This is a genomic window from Curtobacterium sp. ME-Dv--P-122a, from assembly GCF_030209645.1.
GTDB classification, from domain to species: domain Bacteria; phylum Actinomycetota; class Actinomycetes; order Actinomycetales; family Microbacteriaceae; genus Curtobacterium; species Curtobacterium flaccumfaciens.
On the sequence record NZ_JARVRO010000014.1, the window covers coordinates 283,680 to 303,109 of the forward strand.

Below are 19,430 nucleotides of genomic sequence, written 5' to 3' on the forward strand. Positions count from 1 at the left end.
CCCAGACTGTCCACGGATGTCGGACGCGATTGACATCATCGAACACATGTTCGAATATGAGGGCATGCAGACGGCGGCGGCACTCCGGTCGCCCACTCCGGACCGGGGCGGGCGGAGCGGTGCTGCACGCGGCGGCAGCGGTGCGGGCGGTGGCGGTGCGCGCCGTGGGCCGGACCACCTGAACGATGCCCGGGCCGCGCTCGACCGCATCACGTCCCTGCGGTCCCGGGTGGCCGACATGGAGTCCACCCGGGTCGACACCGCCGGGCTCCCCACCGCCCCGGCACTCGAACCCCTGCTGCCCGGCGGCGCGATCCGGGTCGGTGGCACCTACGCCGTCCCCGAGTCGGTGCTGCTCGCGATCACCATGCTGCAGGCAGCCTCGGCGGCCGGGGCGTGGTGTGCGGTCGTCGGGGTGCCGTCCTTCGGGATCGAAGCCGCCGCCGCCGCGGGGATCGACCTCGAACGGCTCGTGCTCGTCCCCGATCCGGGCGACCAGTGGCTCGCCGTGACGGCGGCGATGGCCGACGTCGCCCAGATCGTCCTCACCCGACCGCTCGGCCGGGTCGTGCCGGGCGACGTGGCACGGCTGTCGGCCCGCCTGCGACAGCGCGGTGGCGCACTCGTCGCGCTCGGCTCCTGGCCCGGGGCGGACGTCACGCTGCGGGTCACGTCCTCGACGTGGAGCGGCATCGGTCAGGGCCACGGCCACCTGACGGAGCGCCGGGCCACCGTGACCGCGACCGGGCGTGCCGGCGCGGTGCGTCCGGCGACCGCCGAGCTGCTCCTGCCCGCGGCCGACGGTGCGGTCCGGGCCGCCACAGCGGTGCCGACGGTGGGCTCCGGGGACACCCGCGTCCTGCGGCCCGTGGCGGTGGCGTCGTGATCGCCTCCGGGCGCGTCCGGACCGACGCGATCACGCGTGGGGCGGCACTGCCCGAACCACCCCCGACCCGGACGATCGTGCTCTGGTGCCCGGACTGGCCGGTCATCGCGGCGGCTCGGGCCGGTGGCACCCCGCCGGAGCAGCCCCTCGCCCTGACCGCGAAGGGGCTCGTGTTCGCGAGCTCCGCGTCCGCGCGTGAGCAGGGTGTCGTGCGGGGGCTCCGCGTGCGTGAGGCGCAGGCACGATGCCCCGAGCTCCTCGTGCAGCCCTACGACGACGCCCTCGACCACCGCGCCTTCGAGCCCGTCATCCGTGCGGTCGAGGCGGCGGTCCCCGGGGTCGAGGTGCTGCGGCCGGGCACCCTCGCGCTCCGCGCCCGCGGGCCGGCCCGGTACTACGGCGGTGAGCGCGCGGCGGCGGCGACCCTCGCCGGCATCGCGGCCGACCACGGCGCCCCCGCGGTGCGGGCCGGGGTGGCCGACACCCCGTTCGCGGCGGACCAGGCCGCCCGCGCCCGTCCGGTGCGTCCCGGTGAACGGGTGCGGCTCGTGCCCGTCGGGGGATCGGCGGACTTCCTCGCGCACCTGCCGCTCGGTGTGCTCGGCGACCCCGACCTCACGACGGTGCTCGACCGGCTCGGCATCACCACGCTCGGCGACTTCGCGGCACTCGGCGACGAACAGGTGCGGGACCGCTTCGGCGTGGCCGGGGCGTTCCTGCACCGGTTGGCCGGGGGCCGCGACCCCCGCGAGATCGCGGCGCGGGAGATCCCGCCGGAACTCCGGGTCGAGGCGTCGTTCGAACCCCCGCTGGACCGTGCCGACCAGATCGCGTTCGCGTTCCGGCGTTCCGCCGACGACTTCGCCGAGCGACTCCGGGCCGCGGGGCTCGTGGCGACGACCATCCGCGTGGGGATCGTCGACGAGCGCGACATCCTGCTCGAACGGACCTGGGCGCACCCGCGCTGGTTCGACGCCGCCGACGTGGTCGACCGGGTGCGGTGGCAGCTCGCCGGCGGGGTGGACCCGAGCGGGCTCGAGGCGCCGGTCACCTCGGTCGTGCTCGAGCCGGTCGCCGTCGACGACACGGCGAACCACGAGCGCGGGCTGTGGGGCTCCGGCCCGGACGAGCGCGTGCACCACGGCCTCGCCCGGATCCAGGGCATGGTCGGTCACGACGGTGTGGTGAGTCCGCGCATCGGTGGTGGCCGCACCCTGTCCGAGCGCGTGGTGCTCGTGCCGTGGGGTGACGCGCCCGCCGGTGGTGAGCGTGCCCTGGCGACCGTCCGCGACCGACCGTGGCCCGGCAAGCTGCCCGGCCCGCCACCAGCAACCGTGCTCGAGCGTCCCCGACCGGTCGACGTCGTCGCCGTCGGCGGTGCGAGCGTCGACGTCGACGAGCGCGGCGTGCTGTCCGGCGCACCCGACCGGTTCCGCGCCGAGGGCGACCGGGGCGGCGGGTTCTCCGCCGTGACGGCCTGGGCGGGGCCGTGGCCGCTCGTCGTCCGGTGGTGGGAGTCCGGCGGCCGACGCCTGCACCGGCTGCAGCTCGTCGACGCCGAGGGGCGCGCCTGGTACCTGGTGCTGGCGGACCACCGCTGGTGGGCAGAGGCGATCGCGACGTGACCCCGACCACCACCACCGACAGGAGCGTGACCTGATGGGCTACAGCAACCCACCCATCCCGTGGTCGCAGTTCGAGCGCGCGCTGTCCGACAAGCGGAGCCCGGGCACGGCGCACGACGGCGACGGCGGCGACAGCCCCGCGTGGTCGCGGAAGCGCGAGCCATACGTCCCGTCACCGCTCGACACCGACGGCGGGCCCGTGGTGCCGTACGCCGAACTGCACGCGCATTCGGCCTTCAGCTTCCTCGACGGCGCCAGTCAGCCCGAGCACCTGTTCGAAGAAGCCGCTCGGCTCCGACTGCACGCCCTCGCGCTCACCGACCACGACGGCTTCTACGGGGCCGCCCGGATGGCCGAGGTCGCCGAGTCGTACCCGCAGGTCGGCACCGTCTTCGGCACCGAGCTGTCCCTGGGGCTGACCGAACCGCAGAACGGTGTGCCCGACCCCGAGGGCTCGCACCTGCTCCTGCTCGCCGACGGCCAGGACGGCTACCACCGGCTCGCCGGCGCGGTGACGAGCGCACACCTGGCAGCCGGGTCCGAGAAGGGCAGCCCGCAGTACGACCTCGACGACCTCGCCGCGCGGGCGGACGGGCACTGGCGGGTCCTCACCGGGTGCCGGAAGGGCTCCGTGCGGCAGGCCCTCGAGCAGGGTGGCGAGTCCGCCGCCGAGACCGCGCTCCGGGTGCTGCTCGACCGGTTCGGCAGCCGCAACGTCGTCGTGGAGCTGCTCGACCACGGCGATCCGCTCGACAGCGCCCGCAACGACGCCCTGGCCACCCTCGCCGCGAAGCACGCGCTGCCCCTGGTCGCCACCGGCAACGTGCACTACGCCACCCCCGACCGGTTCCCGGTGGCGACCGCGCTCGCGGCGGTGCGTGCCCGCCGCAGCCTCGACGAGATCGACGGCTGGTTGCCGGCCGCCGACACCGCCCACCTGCGCTCCGGCGCCGAGATGGCCAGACGGTTCGGGCGCTACCCCGGCGCGATCGAGCGGACCGTGGAGCTCGCCGACGAGCTCGGGTTCCGGCTGAAGACCGTGCAGCCCGGGCTGCCCGACCTCGACGTCCCGGACGGGCACACCGCGATGTCTTGGCTCCGCGAGCTCACGTGGACGGGTGCCCGGCGGTTCTACCCCGGCAGCGCCGACGGCGTCGACCCCCGCAAGCGGGAGCGCATCGAGCGTGAGCTGTCCGTGATCGAGGAGAAGAACTTCCCGGGGTACTTCCTGATCGTGCGCGACATGGTGCAGTACGCCCGCGGTCGGGGCATCCTCTGCCAGGGGCGGGGCTCGGCGGCGAACTCAGCGGTCTGCTACCTGCTCGAGATCACCGCGGTGGACTCGATCCGGTACGGGCTGCCGTTCGAGCGGTTCCTGTCGGCGATGCGCGACGAGGAACCCGACATCGACGTCGACTTCGACTCGGACCGCCGCGAAGAGGTGATCCAGTACGTGTACGCCAAGTACGGTCGGCACAACGCCGCCCAGGTCGCGAACGTCATCACCTACCGGCCCAAGGGCGCGGTGCGCGACATGGCTAAGGCGCTCGGTCACAGCCCCGGGCAGCAGGACGCCTGGTCGAAGCAGGTCGAGCGGTGGGGCTCGGTGACCGAGAGCCAGGACCACGACATCCCGCCCGCGGTCGTCGGGCTCGCGAGCGACGTCCTCGGGTTCCCGCGGCACCTCGGCATCCACTCCGGCGGCATGGTGCTGACCGACCGTCCGGTGGGCGAGGTCGTGCCGATCGAGCACGCCCGGATGGACGGCCGCACCGTGCTGCAGTGGGACAAGGACGACTGCGCCTACATGGGGCTCGTGAAGTTCGACATGCTCGGGCTCGGCATGCTCGCGGCGCTGCAGTACTCGTTCGACCTGGCTGCAGAGCACTGCGGGGAGCGCTGGGAGATGCACTCCATCCCGAAGGAGGAACAGGGGGTCTACGACCAGCTCTGCCGCGCGGACACGATCGGGGTGTTCCAGGTGGAGTCCCGTGCGCAGATGGGCACCCTGCCCCGACTGCTCCCGCGGCGGTTCTACGACCTGGTGATCGAGGTCGCACTCGTCCGCCCCGGGCCGATCCAGGGCGGCGCGGTGCACCCGTACATCCGCCGGCGCACGGGCGAGGAACCGATCACGTACATGCACCCGGCGCTCGAACCCGTGCTCGAACGCACCCTCGGGGTCCCGCTGTTCCAGGAACAGCTCATGCAGATGGCGATCGCGGTCGGCAACTGCTCCGGTGACGACGCCGACCTGCTGCGACGGGCGATGGGGTCGAAGCGCGGGCACGAGAAGATCGACCGGCTGCGCGACAAGCTCTACGCGGGGATGGCGGACAACGGCATCCACGGGGCCGACGCCGACGCGATCTACGCGAAGATCCAGGCGTTCGCGAACTTCGGCTTCGCGGAGAGCCACTCGATCAGCTTCGCCCTCATCGTCTACGCGAGCGCGTGGATGCGGCTGCACTACCCGGGGGCGTTCCTGGCGGCACTGCTCCGGGCGCAGCCGATGGGATTCTACTCACCGCAGACCCTGGTCGCCGACGCCCGGCGGCACGGCGTCCGCGTGCTGCGACCGGACATCCTGCGGTCCGGGGTCGACGCCACGCTCGAACCGCTGCCGGACGGGGACGCCCCTGCCGGTGTTGACGCGTGCCTGGCCGCCGAGCAGCCACCGGTGCTGCCCTTCGACAAGGCGCTCCCCGACGACACCGCGAGCCACCGACGCGACGGTGCCTTCGCCGTGCGGCTCGGGCTCGCCGAGGTCGCGTCGCTCAGCCGGAAGAGCGCCGAGAAGATCGTCGCGGAGCGGGACGCCAACGGTCCCTTCCGCGACATGTCGGACCTGGCCCGCCGGGTCGGGCTCACCACGCCGCAGCTCGAGGCCCTCGCCGCCGCCGACGCCTTCGCCCCGTTCGACATCGACCGCCGCGGTGCGATGTGGTCAGCTGCCCAGGCGGCCGCCGAGCGCCCCGACCAGCTGCCGGACACGCAGGTGTTCGTGCAGCCGCCGCTGTTCGGGCAGATGACGAGCGGGGACGTGCTCATCGCCGACATGTGGTCGACGGGCATGACGACCGACGACCACCCCGTCCGGCACGTGCGCGACCGGCTCGCCGCCCGCCGGGTGCTCAGCGTGCAGGACACCGCGACCGCCGAGACCGGACGACGGGTCGAGGTCGGCGGAATCGTGACGCACCGGCAGCGTCCGGCGACGGCCTCCGGCATCACGTTCCTGAACGTCGAGGACGAGACCGGGCTGGTCAACGTCATCTGCAGCGTCGGGGTCTGGGGGCGCTTCCGGCGGGTGGCGCGGGAGTCCCCGGCGGTGATCGTCCGGGGCATCCTCGAGCGCTCGCCCGACGGGGTGGTCAACCTGGTGGCGGACCGCATCGAGCACCTGTCGCTGTCCGTCCGCACCCGCTCGCGGGACTTCCAGTGAGTGGTCTGCTCAGGCGAGCGGTCGTGCTCAGCGCACCTCGGGCAGGCTGATCGTGACCTCGAGCCCACCGGCGGGCACGTTGCGGAGCGACGCCGTGCCTCCCGCCCGTTCCGCCACCGCACGCACGATCGCGAGTCCCAGCCCGGAGCCGCCGGGCAGGGCGCCGGCACCGGTCGACGGGTCCGGGTTCGGGCGGGACGTCCGCGCCTCGTCCGGACGGGTGAAGCGGTCGAACGCCACCGGGATGAAGGACTCGGGCACGCCGGGGCCGTCGTCGGTGATCTGCAGCACGCCCTCGCCGCCGGTGCTCCGCCAGGACACGAAGATGCCGCCGCCGCGGGGGAGCGCGGCCACGGCGTTGCCCGCGATGTTCGTGACGAGCTGGGCCATCCCGCCGGTGTCGATCCGGTACCGCGGTTCGACGGTGCCGCCGCCGATGCCCGGGCCGGAACCGCCGACGGCGACGGGCGGCTCGAGGTCGAAGTCGACGGTGACGTCCTTCGCCGAAGCGATGAGCCGGACGCGGTCGACCGCGGCCATCACCTCGTCGCCGAGGTCCGACCAGGCGGTCTCGGGGCGCCGGTCGCCGTCCTGTTCACGGCGCTCCGACTCCTCGATCCGCGACAGGGCGAGCAGGTCGTTCGCCAGCCGTGACAACCGCGCGACGCTGTGCTTGGCGCGTTCGATGTGGGCGGCGAGGGCGGCGGCGTCGTTGCCGTCGAGCGAGGCGAGGTCGAGCTGGGTCGTCAGGATCGCCAGGGGCGTCCGGAGCTCGTGGCTGGCGTCCGACACCATCTGGCGTTCGCGCTCGGTCGCCTGCCGGGTCCGGGCGAGGAAGGCGTTGAGCGTGGTCGCCAGGGATGCCAGCTCGTCCTGGGCGGGGCCCACCGGCAGTTCGGCACGCTCCGGGGCGACGGAGAGCCGTTCGGCCTCGCGGCGCATCCGGTTCACCGGTCGCAGCGCGGTGGTCGCGAGCACCCAGGACGCCACGCCGAAGGCGAGCAGGATGGCCAGGCCGGTCAGCGACAGCGTCGTCGTGAGGTCGTCGACGACGATGGCCTCGGCCTGCGAGTTGCGGGCGGCGACGACGGTCCAGCGACCGGCCTCGTTGACGGGGTGCTCCACCACGACGCGGTACTCCGAGCCGGATGCCGTGATGATCGAGGTGCCGGCGGGGGTGGACCGCAGACTGCCGAGCGCTTGCTCGACACGATCGGGCATCGTCGACAGCACGATCTCGCCGGACGGGGACACGACGGCGACGAGCTGCGCGTTGCCCGGCGGCGAGAGGTCGGGGTCGCTGTCGACCTCGAGCGTGGCGACGTACGGGTCGGCATCGGCGTCGAGCAGGGTGCGGGTCGCACTCGCGACGACGCTCACCACCTGGAAGCGCATCACCAGGACGAGCAGCAGGATGACGATCGCGGCGATCGCCGTCGACCCGATCGTGATCCGGGCACGCAGCGACAGCAGACGCAGCGGCCGGATCGGACCGCCGCGTCGGCGGTCCGATCGTGGGGCGTCATCGGCCCCGCTCACGCCCCGAGCAGATCCAGGCGGTACCCGCGACCGCGGACCGTGGCGATGGCGACGGTGGCCTCGTGCGCGGTGAGCTTCTTGCGGAGGTACGAGATGTACTGCTCGACCACGTTCGGGTCGACGTGCTGCGAACCGTCCCAGACCTCTTCGAGGATCTTCGGGCGGTCGACGACACTGCCGGCGGACCGGGCGAGCAGTCGGAGCAGGGCGAACTCGGTGGGGCTCACGGCGACGCGCTGGCCCTTGATCGAGATGCGGCGGGCCTCGGAGTCGATGGAGACGTCCCCGACCTCGATCGTGCGGGGTGCCCCGGCGGACTCACGACGGCCGAGCGCACGCAGCCGGGCGGTGAGCTCGGCGAAGGCGAAGGGCTTGGTGAGGTAGTCGTCCGCGCCGGCGTCGAGCCCGAACACGCGGTCGTCGACGGCGTCGCGCGCGGTCACGAGCAGGATCCGCACGGGGTCCTCGCGCTCACGGATCCGCCGGGCGAGCTCGAAGCCGGACATGCCGGGCATCATCACGTCCACGACCGCCAGGTCGAACGCCTGCTCGCCGAGGGCGATGAGCGCCTCGACACCGTTCTCGACGGCCGTGACCCGGTACCCCTCGGCCGCGAGTCCGCGTTCCATCAGGGCACGCATCTCGTCGTCGTCCTCGACCACCAACAGCCGCATAGTGGACCTCCTCGGACCCATCGTGGCATCGAACCGGCGCGGACGGTCGTTCTGCGGGTCCGACTCGCTGAATCTCGTCACAGGACAAAGCAGAACGGTCTGTCCCACGTTCTAGGGACGTGAGCGCCGCTTGCTTCGTTGCTAGGCTCCGGCAGCGGACAGCGCGACCCGATGCGCCGCCCGCACTGGGGGATCATGAACGACTCGATCGACCACCCGGCCATCGTGCGCCTGCGCGCCGAACTGGACGCCGCGTGGAAGGGCATCGGCGCGCTCGCGCAGCTGGAGGACGCTCCGCGCGACCGCGTGGTCGCGGAACTGCGGACGGCCGTGCCGGACGTGGCGAGCCGTGCTGCACGCGAGGTCGGCACCGAGGCCGTCGTCGCGGAGATCAGCCGGTACGCCGACGCCGGCATCCCGGGGGCGACCGCGACCGACGTCGTGCCGACCGCGGTGATCTGGTCGGACGTCGTGCGGACGGCGTCGGAAGCGGCCTGCGCAGCGCGCTGACGCCCAGCAGCGCGCTGACGCCCAGCAGCGCGCTGACGCACAACAGCGGGCCAGCGCAACGTGCCGGTGTGCCGGCGCTAGTCGTCCTCGCCGAGCAGCTCGCCACGCACCCGTCGGATGTCCTCGAGCAGCGCCCCGATGAGCACCCAGTGCCGGGAGTTCGGCCGCACCACCTCGAGCGGCGCGGTGAGCGCCGGCTCCGAAGCCTCCGCCCACGGCCCGACGTCCGGCCCGGAGGCGGCGGCGTCCGCTCCGCCGACCCCGTCCACCGGGTCGAGCCGCGTCGACTCGACCCGCGCACTGAGGGCCCGGACGTCCGCGCCGATCCGTGCCACCTCGGTTGCGATGCCGTGCACCACCGGGTCGTCGCGCAGGTCCGGTGCGGTGTTGTCACGGATCGCCCGGGTCATCCCGGTGACCCGGGTCACCAGGACGCGCAGGTGGTCGGTGGTCACCACGTCGCGGTCGAGGATCGTCCGGTGCCGGCCACTGCGCGGGTTCATCGTCAGGGACTCGCGCGCCGACCCCAGGGACGCCTCGGCCTTGGCGTGCTGCTGCCGCAGTGCGCGGGCCGCGACGAGCGCCTCGTCCCAGCGCTCGCGGTCCCATCCCTCGGTCAGGCCGATCGCGATCCGCTCGAACGCCACCGCGGTGTCGCGGGCGAGTCGGGCGACGGCGAGGTGCGCCGGTTCGAGCAGCACGGGCGGCACGATGAGCGCGTTCACGACCAGGGCGACGATCGCACCGATCACGGTCTCGAGGATCCGGTCGGCGGAGTAGTTCGGCGTCACGACCCCGGCGGTGAGCACGAGCATCCCGCTGATCCCCACCTGGGTGGCCGAGGTCGGGGTGAGCCGGAGTGCCCACGCGATGAGGATCGCGAGCACGATGACGAGCAGCACGACGAACACACCGTCGCCGAGCAGCAGGTGGAACCCGGTGGCCAGCACGACGCCGATCACGACGCCCGCGCTCCGCTCGAGCCCCTTCACGAACGACTGGTTGATGCTCGGCTGCACCACGAGCAGTGCAGCGATCGCCGCGAAGGTGGGGAACGGCCCCTGGATGACCAGGCGGCAGAGGAGCACGGCCGCGACCACCGCGACGGCGGTCTTCACGACCTGCAGGAACGGCGTGCGACTGGAGCTGCGGAGACGCGCGACCGGGTTCACACCGACCACGGTAGCCACCGGCCGCGCGCCGAGCCGTGCACGAACGCGACGAAACCCGTGCGACACGGTTGACTGATGTCGTGTGGCCCAACCATGAGCGCGTCATCCCGCAGGCCTTCGCCGGCTCCGGGACCTCCGTGGTGGCCGCGCGGGCGCACTCCGTCGAGCCCTCGGGCAACGGCTACCTGTACGGCTACGAGGTCGACACGGTGGACCGCAACGGCCAGCGCGCCACGGTCCTGACCTACGTCGACACCGGCGGCACCCACGACCAGAACAGCGCGATCGTCACCGACCCGGCGACGGGCGACCCGGTGTCGGTGTGGGCGTACCCCAACGACCCCGGCTTGCCGGTGCTGCCGCAGGTCACCTACCGCGATGCCGTCGCCGAGCTGCTGACCACGCTCGGCATGCCCGTCACCGACCCGGTGCTCACCGTGGCGGCGTACCGGCCCGGCAAGCGCGCGGTCGTGCGCGTCGACGCCCCCGAGCGCACCCTGTTCCTGAAGATCGTCCGTCCGCACCGGGTCGCGCCGATCGTGCAGTCGCACGAGCAGTTCGTCGCGGCCGGTCTGCCGGTGCCGCGTGTGCTGTCCAGCCGTGGCGACGGCCTGCTCGTGCTCGAGCGCATCCGCGGCGTGCCCGCCGGCAGCCGCATCCTCGACATCGCCGACGACCCCCGTTTCGTGGCGTCGCTCGCCGCGTTGAGTGGCCGGGTCGCCACCGTTCCGATGACCCAGCAGGCCCGTGCCGACGCGATGGACCACGCCGACTGGCACCGTCGCACGCTCATCGCGGCCCTGCCGCGCGACGCCGAGGAGATCGACCGCCTGTACGACGCCATCGGCCGCCGCTCCATCGGCTGGTCGAGCTCGACCAAGCAGGTCGTGCACGGCGACCTGCACCTGGAGCAGGTCTTCGTCGACGAGGACGAGCCGTGGCGCATCTCCGGCCTGCTCGACATCGACACCGCGGGCTGGGGCTTCCCGGTCCGTGATGTCGGCGCCGTCGTCGCCCACCTCGTGGTCACCGGGCTCTGGCACCGGTCCCGAGGGGACGCCGAGCGCGGCGCCGCCGCCGAGCGCCTCGCCGACGCGATCGCCCGCGACTGGGTCGCGCGCAACCCGCGCGAGGCCGACCGCATCGGACCCGCCATCGGCGCCCAGCTGCTCGCCCACGCCGGCGGCCAGGCGACCACCGGCTCCGCCAACGGGATCCAGACGGCCCAGCAGCTCCTCGCCGCGACGCAGGCCGCCCTGGCGGACGCGGCCCCGAGCCTCCCGACCGGTGGTGCGACCCGCCCGCGGTCCGCACCGCAGGTCTGAGACGCGACGCCGCTGTCGCGAAAGCGACAGTTCTGCGCGGAACATCCGCGGCGTCCTGTCGCTTTCGCGGGGTCACCGGGGCAGGGAACCGGAGACGTGTCGCTTCGGTGGGGTGAACGCGACCGAAGGACGGACTGGAGGCGCGGGTCGGGCCCGCCACGGGCCTCCCGTCCGCCGTCGCGACGCGCGCGGGCAACGCGCCGGTCGCCTCTGTCGGCGGTCCGGGAGTAAACTGAGCGCGCACGCACCGCGTTCCCGCGTGCCGCGTCGATTCCGGACGCAGCCGTCGATCACTTGATCGACGCGGGGACCGGGCCGTGACCGCCCCGAGGGGGCATCACGTGCGTGTGACGACGCCGGATCCCGGCGCGGACCGTCCGAACCTGCTCCCGGCAGGTGCTCGTGTGGAACGGCTCGCGGGAGTCCACCGGACGTCCCGATGCGGGGACCGGCGATGCGGTGGGCCACGGTGGCCCGCAGCTGAACCGGAGCCGCGCCAGGCGCCGGTGCAGGACTTCCCGCCCCACGGGCGGATCGCCCCGACGTGTGGGCGGAACAGGAGGAGCGTTGGCTCGATCAGGCACCCGGCGTGCTGCCGGCGGGACGCGGACCGCGTCACGCCGCACCAGGCCGCTGGACAACGACGGCGTCATCCCCGTCCTCGCCCGCGCTGTGCGCGAGGTCGAGGCCGCGGCGCAGCGCGGACCGCTCAAGGCATCGAACCGGACGAAGTTCCAGGCGGTCGCCCTGCTCATGCGCGAAGAGCGCGCACGGGTGAAGGCCGACACGGAGCTCACCGACACGCAGCGCGCGGAGCAGCTCAAGCGGCTCGACGGCGTGGCCACGATCCTGGCGAAGACGGCGGCGCGCGACACCAGTGTCATCCAGCTCCTCGCCGAAGAGGTGCAGGTGTCCGAGGCGACGCGTGCGGTCAAGCGCGACATGATGATCGCCGGCGGCATGGAACTGCAGCCGGAGGACCTCGTCATCGCGTCCGAGCCGGCCGCGGTGGTCGAGACCCCGGTGCGGGCGGTCGTGCCGCAGGCGGTCGTGCAGCGCCAGCTGGCGAACCCCTTCATGCCACCGGACTTCGCCCTCGCCGACCAGCCCGTCGCGCACCCGCGTCGCCTGGCGAACTGGGAGCTGTTCGGGCCGCTGTTCAAGTCGTTCGAGTACGGCGCGGGCGGGGGAGCGGCGACGATGCCGCTGCCGGAGCCCACGACGCTGCACTCGCGCTCGGGCACCACGCTCATGAAGCACCAGGCAGAACTCGTCGCCGCTGCATCGCAGGGGCACCGCACGTTCCTGCTCGCCGACGAGCCCGGCCTCGGCAAGACCGCACAGTCGCTGCTCGCCGCCGACGCCGCGAACGCGTTCCCGCTGCTCGTCGTCGTGCCGAACGTCGTCAAGACGAACTGGGCGCGTGAAGCCGAGCGCTGGGTGCCGAACCACCGCGCCACGGTGATCCACGGGGACGGCAACGACCTCGACGGGTTCGCCGACATCGTCATCGTGAACTACGAGATCCTCGACCGGCACGCCGGGTGGCTCGGCAACTTCGGGTTCAAGGGGATGGTCGTCGACGAGGCGCACTTCATCAAGAACAGGGACTCGCAGCGCGCCCGGTTCGTGCTGCAGATCGCCGAGCGCATCCGGCAGCGCACCGCCGCGCCGCTGCTCATGGCGCTGACCGGTACCCCGTTGATCAACTCGGTCGAGGACTTCCGCACCATCTGGGAGTACCTCGGCTGGATCGACGACAAGAAGCCGCGCGCGAAGCTCATGAACGAGCTCGAGGAGATCGGCCTGACGCCGGCGGACCCCGGGTTCTTCGTCGAGGCCCGCCGTGCCGTCATCGACCAGGGCATCGTCCGACGCCGCAAGGTCGACGTCGCCGCGGACATCCCGGCCCGCCGGATCGCCGACATCCCCGTCGAGCTCGACGGTGACGAGGGTCGCTCCATCCGCGACGCCGAGCGCGAGCTCACCGCGAAGCTCGTCCGCCGCTACCACCAGGCGCTCGACGCCCGCACCGGGCAGGACCCGGTCGTCGGCATCGACCACAAGCTGGTCCGCCAGGTCGCCCGCTGGGAGCTCGAGGACCAGGACGCCTCGTCGACCGGCGAGAACGTGTTCTCGATGGTCCGCCGCATCGGCCGGGCCAAGGCCCAGCTCGCGGCCGACTACGCGGCGCAGCTCGCCTCGAACGTCGGCAAGGTCGTGTTCTTCGCGAAGCACCTCGACGTGATGGACCAGGCGGAAGAGGTGTTCGCCCGTCGCGGGCTGCGCACCGCCACGATCCGCGGCGACCAGACCCCCACGCAGCGCACGGCCGAGATCGACTCGTTCGTGAACGACCCCGACGTCGCCGTCATCGTCTGCTCGCTGACCGCGGCCGGTGTCGGTCTGAACCTGCAGGTGTCGTCGAACGTCGTGCTCGCCGAGCTGTCGTGGACGAGCGCCGAGCAGACCCAGGCGATCGACCGTGTGCACCGCATCGGGCAGGAAGAGCCCGTCACCGCGTGGCGCATCATCGCCGCGCAGACGATCGACACCAAGATCGCCGAGCTCATCGACTCGAAGGCGTCCCTGGCCGCCCGCGCGCTCGACGGTTCGGACGAAGAGGTCGTCGACTCCGGCGACATCCAGCTCGACGCGATGGCTGCGCTGCTGACCGAGGCGCTCGGCGGCTAGGGCCGGCGTCCGGCGCTGTCGCGTCCCGCACAACCGAAGTCCGTCCGAACCACGCGACCACGTGGTTCGGACGGACTTTGGTTGTTCGCCGAGGCTTCGCGCCGGAGGGCCGCCGCTCAGATGCGGGACTGCACCTCGGCCAGGGACGGGTTCGTCGCCGTCGAGCCGTCGGGGAACACCAGCGTCGGCACGGTCTGGTTGCCGCCGTTGACCTCGGCGACGAGCTCGGCGGTACCGGGGGTCTGCTCGATGTCGACCTCGGTGAAGGGCACCCCGGCCTTCGACATCTGGTTCTTCAGTCGGGCGCAGTAGCCGCACCACGTGGTGGTGAACATCGTGACGCCGCCGGCTTCGGGCGTGAACTGCTCGCGGGTGATCGTGTCGCTCATCCCTGCAGGCTAACCCCGGGTGCGGGGAAACCCCGCAGTGCCTGGTAGACAAGAGCGTGTGAGCCACACGCACCTCGAGATCGAGCGCACCTACGACCTGCCCGAGGGCGGTGCCCTCCCCGACCTCGTCGGCGCGGGCAGCATCCTCCGCACCGAGCACCAGGAGCCGTTCGAACTGGACGCGACCTACTGGGACACCGAGCGGTACGACCTGGTGGCCGCGCGGGTGACCGTGCGTCGCCGCACGGGTGGCCCCGACGCCGGCTGGCACATCAAGCGCTCGGAGTCGGACACGGTCCGCCACGAGCAGCAGTTCCCCCTGACCGACGACGCCGACACGGTGCCCGACGAGGTCCTCGCCGCGCTCTTCACCGAGCGCCGCGGCCGCGGGCTGCGTCCGGTCGTCCGGATCACCACCACCCGCACCGTCACCCGACTGCTCGACGAGGACGGCGACCAGATCGCCGAGCTCGCCGACGACCAGGTCACCGCCCAGCGCCTCGACGACGACGCCCCCGAGACCCCGCGCACGTGGCGCGAGGTGGAGGTCGAGACCGTCGACGGCGTCGACCCGCAGATCGCCCACGAGCTGTTCGCGGCCCTCGACGGACGCTTCTCGGCCGTCGGCGCCGGCCCCGCCGCGGTCGCGTCCAAGCTGGCACGCGGGCTGGCAGGAGCACCGGCACCGCGCCTCCAGACCGAGGAGAAGCCGGCCAAGGGCACGACCGCACGCATCCTGGCGAAGCGGGTGCGCAAGCTGCGCGTCGCGCTGCTCGGCCAGGAGGCCCGGCTCCGCTCCGGCGACACGGCCGACCTCCGGCAGGCGGCCGACACGACCCTCGAGATCGCCGCGATCCTGGGCGCCTACCGCCCGGCGTTCCCCGACGGCGAGGCCGTCGACCGCGCCGCCGAGGCGGCGGACGGCCTGGCGGGCGTCACCGCGCGTGCGGCGCTGGCCGAGTACCTGATCGACCGGCTGCCGCGCGCGTCGTCGCCGGCGCAGGACGACCTGGTCGACGCGATGACCCGTGAGCGCATCCTCGCCTCGACCCGCGAACGTCGCGACCAGGCGGTGCGGGACGTCGTCGCGTTCCTGCACGGCGAGCCGTTCCTCGAGCTGCTCGACGCCCTCGACGACGCGGCCGAGCGACCGGCTCCGACGGCGTGGTCGCTCCGCGCACCGAAGCAGGTCGCGCAGGACGTCGGCGCCGACGTGAAGCCGCGCGTGCGCGAGCTCGTCCGGGCCGCCGTCGCCGACGACACCTCGGACACCGCTGCCGAGCGCGAGGCTGCCGACCGGACCACCACCGAGGCCGCGTGGCAGGAGACGATGCGCGCCCGGATGGCGATGGACGTGCTCGGCGACGACGCGTTCCCGCACGCACTGTGGAAGCGGATCGGCACCGCCGCCGACGTGCTGACCGAACGGGTGCGATCCCTGCACGCCCTCGACATCCTCCGGGCGAACGCGGCGATCGCGGAGCGCGGGGGTGAGGGCACGTTCGGGTACGGGGTGCTCGCGGGGGACCGCGTGCGCCTGGCCGAGGAGTCCTACGACGAGGCGGTGCACGCGCTCAACCGCGTGTGAGCGGGGTGCGCGCTGCGTGCGCTTGGTGAGCAGAAGAGGTCGGGTCCCGCGTTCGGACCCGACCTCTTCTGCTCACGAAGTGCGCGGTGCGGCTCAGCCCGCTGCGATCGGGTTGGCGGTGGCCGCGGCGGGCGTCTCGTCGGCGAGCCCGAGCACGTCGAGCAGCCAGGCGAGTTCGAACGCCCGCTCCTTCCACGACGCGTAGCGACCGCTGACACCACCGTGGCCGGCGGACATCTCGGTCTTCAGCAGCACGGGCGCGCCGACCTCGCGGAGCTTCGCGGTCCACTTCGCGGGCTCGACGTACAGCACTCGGGTGTCGTTGATCGAGGTCACGGCGAGGATCTGCGGGTACTGCACGTCATCGCGGACGTTCTCGTACGGGGTGTACTCGCTCATGTAGCGGTAGACCTCGGCGTCGTGCAGCGGGTCGCCCCACTCGTCCCACTCGATGACGGTGAGGGGCAGGTCCGGGTCGAGGATGCTCGTCAGGGCGTCGACGAACGGCACGGCGGCCAGGATGCCGGCGAACCGCTCGGGTGCGAGGTTGGCGACCGCACCCATCAGGAGCCCGCCCGCGCTGCCACCCTCGGCCACGAGGCGGTCGGCGCTCGTGCGGCCGGACTCGATCAGGTGCTCGGCGACCGCGACGAAGTCGGTGAAGGTGTTCTTCTTCGTCAGGGTCTTGCCGTTCTCGTACCAGTGCCGGCCGAGCTCACCGCCACCACGGACGTGCGCGACGGCGAAGACGACACCGCGGTCGAGCATCGACAGGCGCATGACGCTGAAGCCGGGGTCGATCGAGTGCTCGTACGAGCCGTAGCCGTAGAGGTGCAGTGGTGCCGGGGTACCCTCCTCGACGGCGTCACGACGCCAGACGAGCGAGATCGGGACGCGGGTGCCGTCCGACGCGGTCGCCCAGTCGCGTTCCTGCACGTAGTCGGCCGGGTCGTAGCCGCCGAGCACGGGCTGGCGCTTCAGGACGGTGACCTCGCCGGTGGCCAGGTCGAGGTCGCTGACCTCGGAGGGGGTGACGAACGACGTGTACCCGATGCGGAGCGTCGGCTGCTCCCACTCCGGGTTGCCGCCGAGCCCCGCCGAGAACAGTGCTTCGTCGAAGGGGACCTCGTGCGCGTCGCCGTAGCCGTCGCCCTCGATCGGGATGATCGCGACGCGGGGCAGTGCCTCGGACCGGTACTCCAGGGCGAGGTGTCCGGCGAAGGCGTCGACCGACTCGATTCGGCGTTCGGTGTGGTGCGCCACGACGACGCGGCGGTCACGCTCGGACGTCGGGTCGTCGGCGGGGACGTCGACGAGCTCGAAGTTCTCGGCGCCGTCGTTGTGCAGCACCAGGAACCGGTCGCTGCCACCGACGATGGCGTGCTCGATCTCGTACTCGACGCCCTCGCGCCGGGGCCAGACGACCTGGAACTCACCGGTCGGGTCCGCAGCGTCGAGGACGTGCGCCTCGGACGTGATCTTCGAGCCGAGCTCGATGACGATGTACTGCGACGAGCGGGTGACACCGACACCGACCCAGTAGCGGTCGTCGGGCTCCTCGAACACCAGGACGTCCTCGGACGCCGCGGTGCCGACCGTGTGCCGCCAGATCTTGTCCGGACGCCAGGACTCGTCGACCGTGGGGTAGAAGACGTAGCGGCCGGCCGGGTCGAACGTGGCGCCGGCCCCGGTGTTCGGGATGGCGTCGCCGAGGTCGGTCCCCGAGGCCAGGTCGCGCACGTGCAGGGTGTACCGCTCGTCGCCCTCGACGTCGATGCCGTAGACCAGGCGGGTGCCGTCGTCGCTGATGTCGTAGGTGCCGAGGGAGAAGAACTCGTGGCCGTCGGCCAGCGCGTTGCCGTCGAGGACCACCTGCTCGCCGGGGAGCGTCGACTCGCCCTCGACGACGGCGGGCGGCGTCCAGTCGTCGGGACCAGCGACGGGCACGCGGCAGTGCACGCCGTACTGGCTGCCCTCGGCGGTGCGGGTGAAGTACCACCAGTCGCCCATGCGGACCGGCACGGAGAGGTCGGTCTCCTGGACCCGGCTCTTCACCTCGGCGAAGATGCGGTCGCGCAGCGGCGCGAGGTGCGCGGTGGCGGCGTCGGTGTGGGCGTTCTCGGCTTCGAGGTACGCCAGGGTGTCGGGGGATTCCTTGTCCCGCAGCCACTCGTAGTCGTCGACGAAGTCGATGCCGTGGTGGGTCCGTGTCACGGGCCGCTTGGCGGCGCTGGGCGGGGTGGATGCGGTGTGCTCGTTGCTCACCGTCCCACCCTATTCGCCCGCACCCCCGGTCAGGCCGCCGTGCGCTCGCGCCTGCCCACCGCTGCCTGCACCCGCTGCTCGAACGCCTCGAGCTCGTCGACCACGGCGGGTGCGACCCACGCGCGGTCACGGCGACGACCGGTGACCGTACGGAGCACTCCCGCCGACACCAGGTCGTGGGTGACGCGCTCGACCTCGTCGGCGGTGAGCAGGGTGTCCAGGTGCGCTTCGGTCAGGACGGGGTCGTCGGCGAGCGCACGGCCGACGACCGCGTGCGGGCCCGAGGCGCAGGGGCCGACGGACCGATCGGCGTCGTGCTCGGCGAGCAGCAGGGCGCTCAGCGTCGCCTCGTCGCACACCGTACCGATCGCCAGGGCCAGGTCGACCACGAACCCGGTGACCTTACCGTCGCGGTACTGCTCGAGGTGCCGGAAGTACCGCCGCCGATCCGCCGCGAGCGCGGTGGCCACCGGTGCCGTGACCGTGGTCGTCACCCCGCGACGCCGGAGCACGGCACCGATCAGCGCGCGCCCGATCCGACCGTTGCCGTCGGTGAACGGGTGGATCGACTCGAACTGGGCGTGGGCGATCGCGGCCTGGGCGATCGGGTGCAGGTCCACACGGTGCACGAACGCGAACAGGTCGGCCATCAGCGGTGCCACGAGCTCGGGCGGTGGTGGCACGGACACGGCGTCGCGGGGCGTGGCACCGCCGCCGATCCAGTTCTGCACGTCGCGGTACCGGCCGGCGTACCGTCCGTCCACCGGGTCGTCGCGCATCAGCAGGCGGTGGGCCTCGAGCAGGGAGGCCTCGGTGACGGTGCCCGAGCCCGCTCCGGACACCAGGTGCTCGACGGCGCCGCCGGCCCGGACGACCGCCGTGGCCCCCGCGGTCGCGCGGATGCCGACGAGGGCCCGCGCCTGGTCGTCGATCGTCGCGGACTCGTCCTCGATCCGCGACGACGCCACGGCTTCGGTCCGGCCGAGCACGGACCCGAGCGGCGCGAGCCGGGAGCCGTGGTGGACGTCGAGGGCGCGCAGGGCCGTGGCACTCCGGTCGAGCAGCGCGACGGTGTCGTCGTCGGGCGTCCACCGAGCCCTCGCGATGGACGGGGGCAGCGACACCCGCACGGTGGTCACCAGCCGGTCGTCACGGCACCCGCGGACGGCGCTGCGCCACGGTCGCTCGCTGCGTTCGTGCGTGGGCCAGGTGTCGCTCCGGTGTGCCATCCCGCGACGGTAGAGCCACCCGGACGCTCGACGCCAGGAATCGGTATTTCGCCCGCTCGCCGCCGCCGCCGCCGCCCGCTCGCCGCCGC

13 protein-coding genes are annotated in these 19,430 nt (G+C 72.9%); 7 read left to right on the top strand and 6 right to left on the bottom strand.

What is annotated here, in order from left to right:
• Nucleotides 1-16 precede the first annotated feature (16 nt).
• From imuA' to QRN49_RS16100, 3 genes are read left to right on the top strand one after another with little or no spacing between them, the layout of a single operon-like run.
• Nucleotides 17-886 carry a DnaE2-dependent mutagenesis accessory factor ImuA' gene (gene imuA' / locus QRN49_RS16090; protein ID WP_260689726.1) on the top strand — a complete coding sequence of 290 codons (870 nt, stop codon included), beginning with the start codon at nt 17-19 and terminating at the stop codon, nt 884-886.
• On the top strand, nt 883-2,511 hold the full coding sequence (locus QRN49_RS16095; protein WP_284756654.1) for a DNA polymerase Y family protein: 1,629 nt from the start codon (nt 883-885) through the stop codon (nt 2,509-2,511). The genes imuA' and QRN49_RS16095 overlap by 4 nt, the downstream gene beginning before the upstream one ends.
• A 34-nt stretch (nt 2,512-2,545) precedes the next feature.
• Complete coding sequence (locus QRN49_RS16100; protein WP_284756655.1) at nt 2,546-5,956, top strand: error-prone DNA polymerase; 3,411 nt, start codon at nt 2,546-2,548, stop codon at nt 5,954-5,956.
• A 27-nt stretch (nt 5,957-5,983) separates the two neighbouring features.
• Here the strand turns inward: QRN49_RS16100 and QRN49_RS16105 are convergent, their stop codons facing one another.
• Nucleotides 5,984-7,495, bottom strand: a complete 1,512-nt coding sequence (locus QRN49_RS16105; RefSeq protein WP_084741168.1) for a sensor histidine kinase — start codon at nt 7,493-7,495, stop codon at nt 5,984-5,986.
• Complete coding sequence (locus QRN49_RS16110; protein ID WP_017885962.1) at nt 7,492-8,169, bottom strand: response regulator transcription factor; 678 nt, start codon at nt 8,167-8,169, stop codon at nt 7,492-7,494. Before QRN49_RS16110 ends, QRN49_RS16105 begins: the two co-directional genes overlap by 4 nt.
• Nucleotides 8,170-8,340: 171 nt before the next feature.
• On the opposite strand from QRN49_RS16110, the gene QRN49_RS16115 reads away from it, so the two are divergent.
• Entirely contained in the window at nt 8,341-8,679 is a 339-nt protein-coding gene (locus QRN49_RS16115; protein ID WP_027464726.1) for a hypothetical protein, read from the top strand.
• A gap of 77 nt (nt 8,680-8,756) precedes the next feature.
• Here the strand turns inward: QRN49_RS16115 and QRN49_RS16120 are convergent, their stop codons facing one another.
• Nucleotides 8,757-9,851: an FUSC family protein gene (locus QRN49_RS16120; RefSeq protein WP_111103000.1), complete on the bottom strand. Its 1,095-nt coding sequence runs from the start codon at nt 9,849-9,851 to the stop codon at nt 8,757-8,759.
• A gap of 80 nt (nt 9,852-9,931) precedes the next feature.
• Here QRN49_RS16120 and QRN49_RS16125 point away from each other — a divergent pair, with 80 nt between their 5' ends.
• Both QRN49_RS16125 and QRN49_RS16130 read left to right on the top strand, forming a co-directional pair.
• Nucleotides 9,932-11,176 (top strand): phosphotransferase, encoded by a 1,245-nt coding sequence (locus tag QRN49_RS16125; protein ID WP_284756656.1) that lies wholly within the window; start codon nt 9,932-9,934, stop codon nt 11,174-11,176.
• 567 nt (nt 11,177-11,743) lie between these two features.
• The gene (locus QRN49_RS16130) at nt 11,744-13,870 is read left to right on the top strand and encodes a DEAD/DEAH box helicase (RefSeq protein ID WP_284756657.1); all 2,127 of its coding nucleotides are present in this window, start codon (nt 11,744-11,746) and stop codon (nt 13,868-13,870) included.
• Between the two features lie 116 nt (nt 13,871-13,986).
• On the opposite strand, the gene QRN49_RS16135 is transcribed toward QRN49_RS16130, so the two are convergent.
• The gene (locus QRN49_RS16135; RefSeq protein ID WP_071405571.1) at nt 13,987-14,259 is read right to left on the bottom strand and encodes a mycoredoxin; all 273 of its coding nucleotides are present in this window, start codon (nt 14,257-14,259) and stop codon (nt 13,987-13,989) included.
• A 58-nt stretch (nt 14,260-14,317) separates the two neighbouring features.
• On the opposite strand from QRN49_RS16135, the gene QRN49_RS16140 reads away from it, so the two are divergent.
• The gene (locus tag QRN49_RS16140; protein ID WP_284756658.1) at nt 14,318-15,847 is read left to right on the top strand and encodes a CYTH domain-containing protein; all 1,530 of its coding nucleotides are present in this window, start codon (nt 14,318-14,320) and stop codon (nt 15,845-15,847) included.
• 93 nt (nt 15,848-15,940) lie between these two features.
• Here QRN49_RS16140 and QRN49_RS16145 read toward each other — a convergent pair whose 3' ends face one another.
• Together QRN49_RS16145 and QRN49_RS16150 are read right to left on the bottom strand one after the other, a co-directional pair.
• Complete coding sequence (locus tag QRN49_RS16145) at nt 15,941-18,112, bottom strand: S9 family peptidase (RefSeq protein ID WP_259588129.1); 2,172 nt, start codon at nt 18,110-18,112, stop codon at nt 15,941-15,943.
• Between the two features lie 29 nt (nt 18,113-18,141).
• Nucleotides 18,142-19,341, bottom strand: coding sequence for a Fic family protein (locus tag QRN49_RS16150; RefSeq protein ID WP_284756659.1), 1,200 nt, complete (start codon nt 19,339-19,341; stop codon nt 18,142-18,144).
• Nucleotides 19,342-19,430 lie beyond the last annotated feature (89 nt).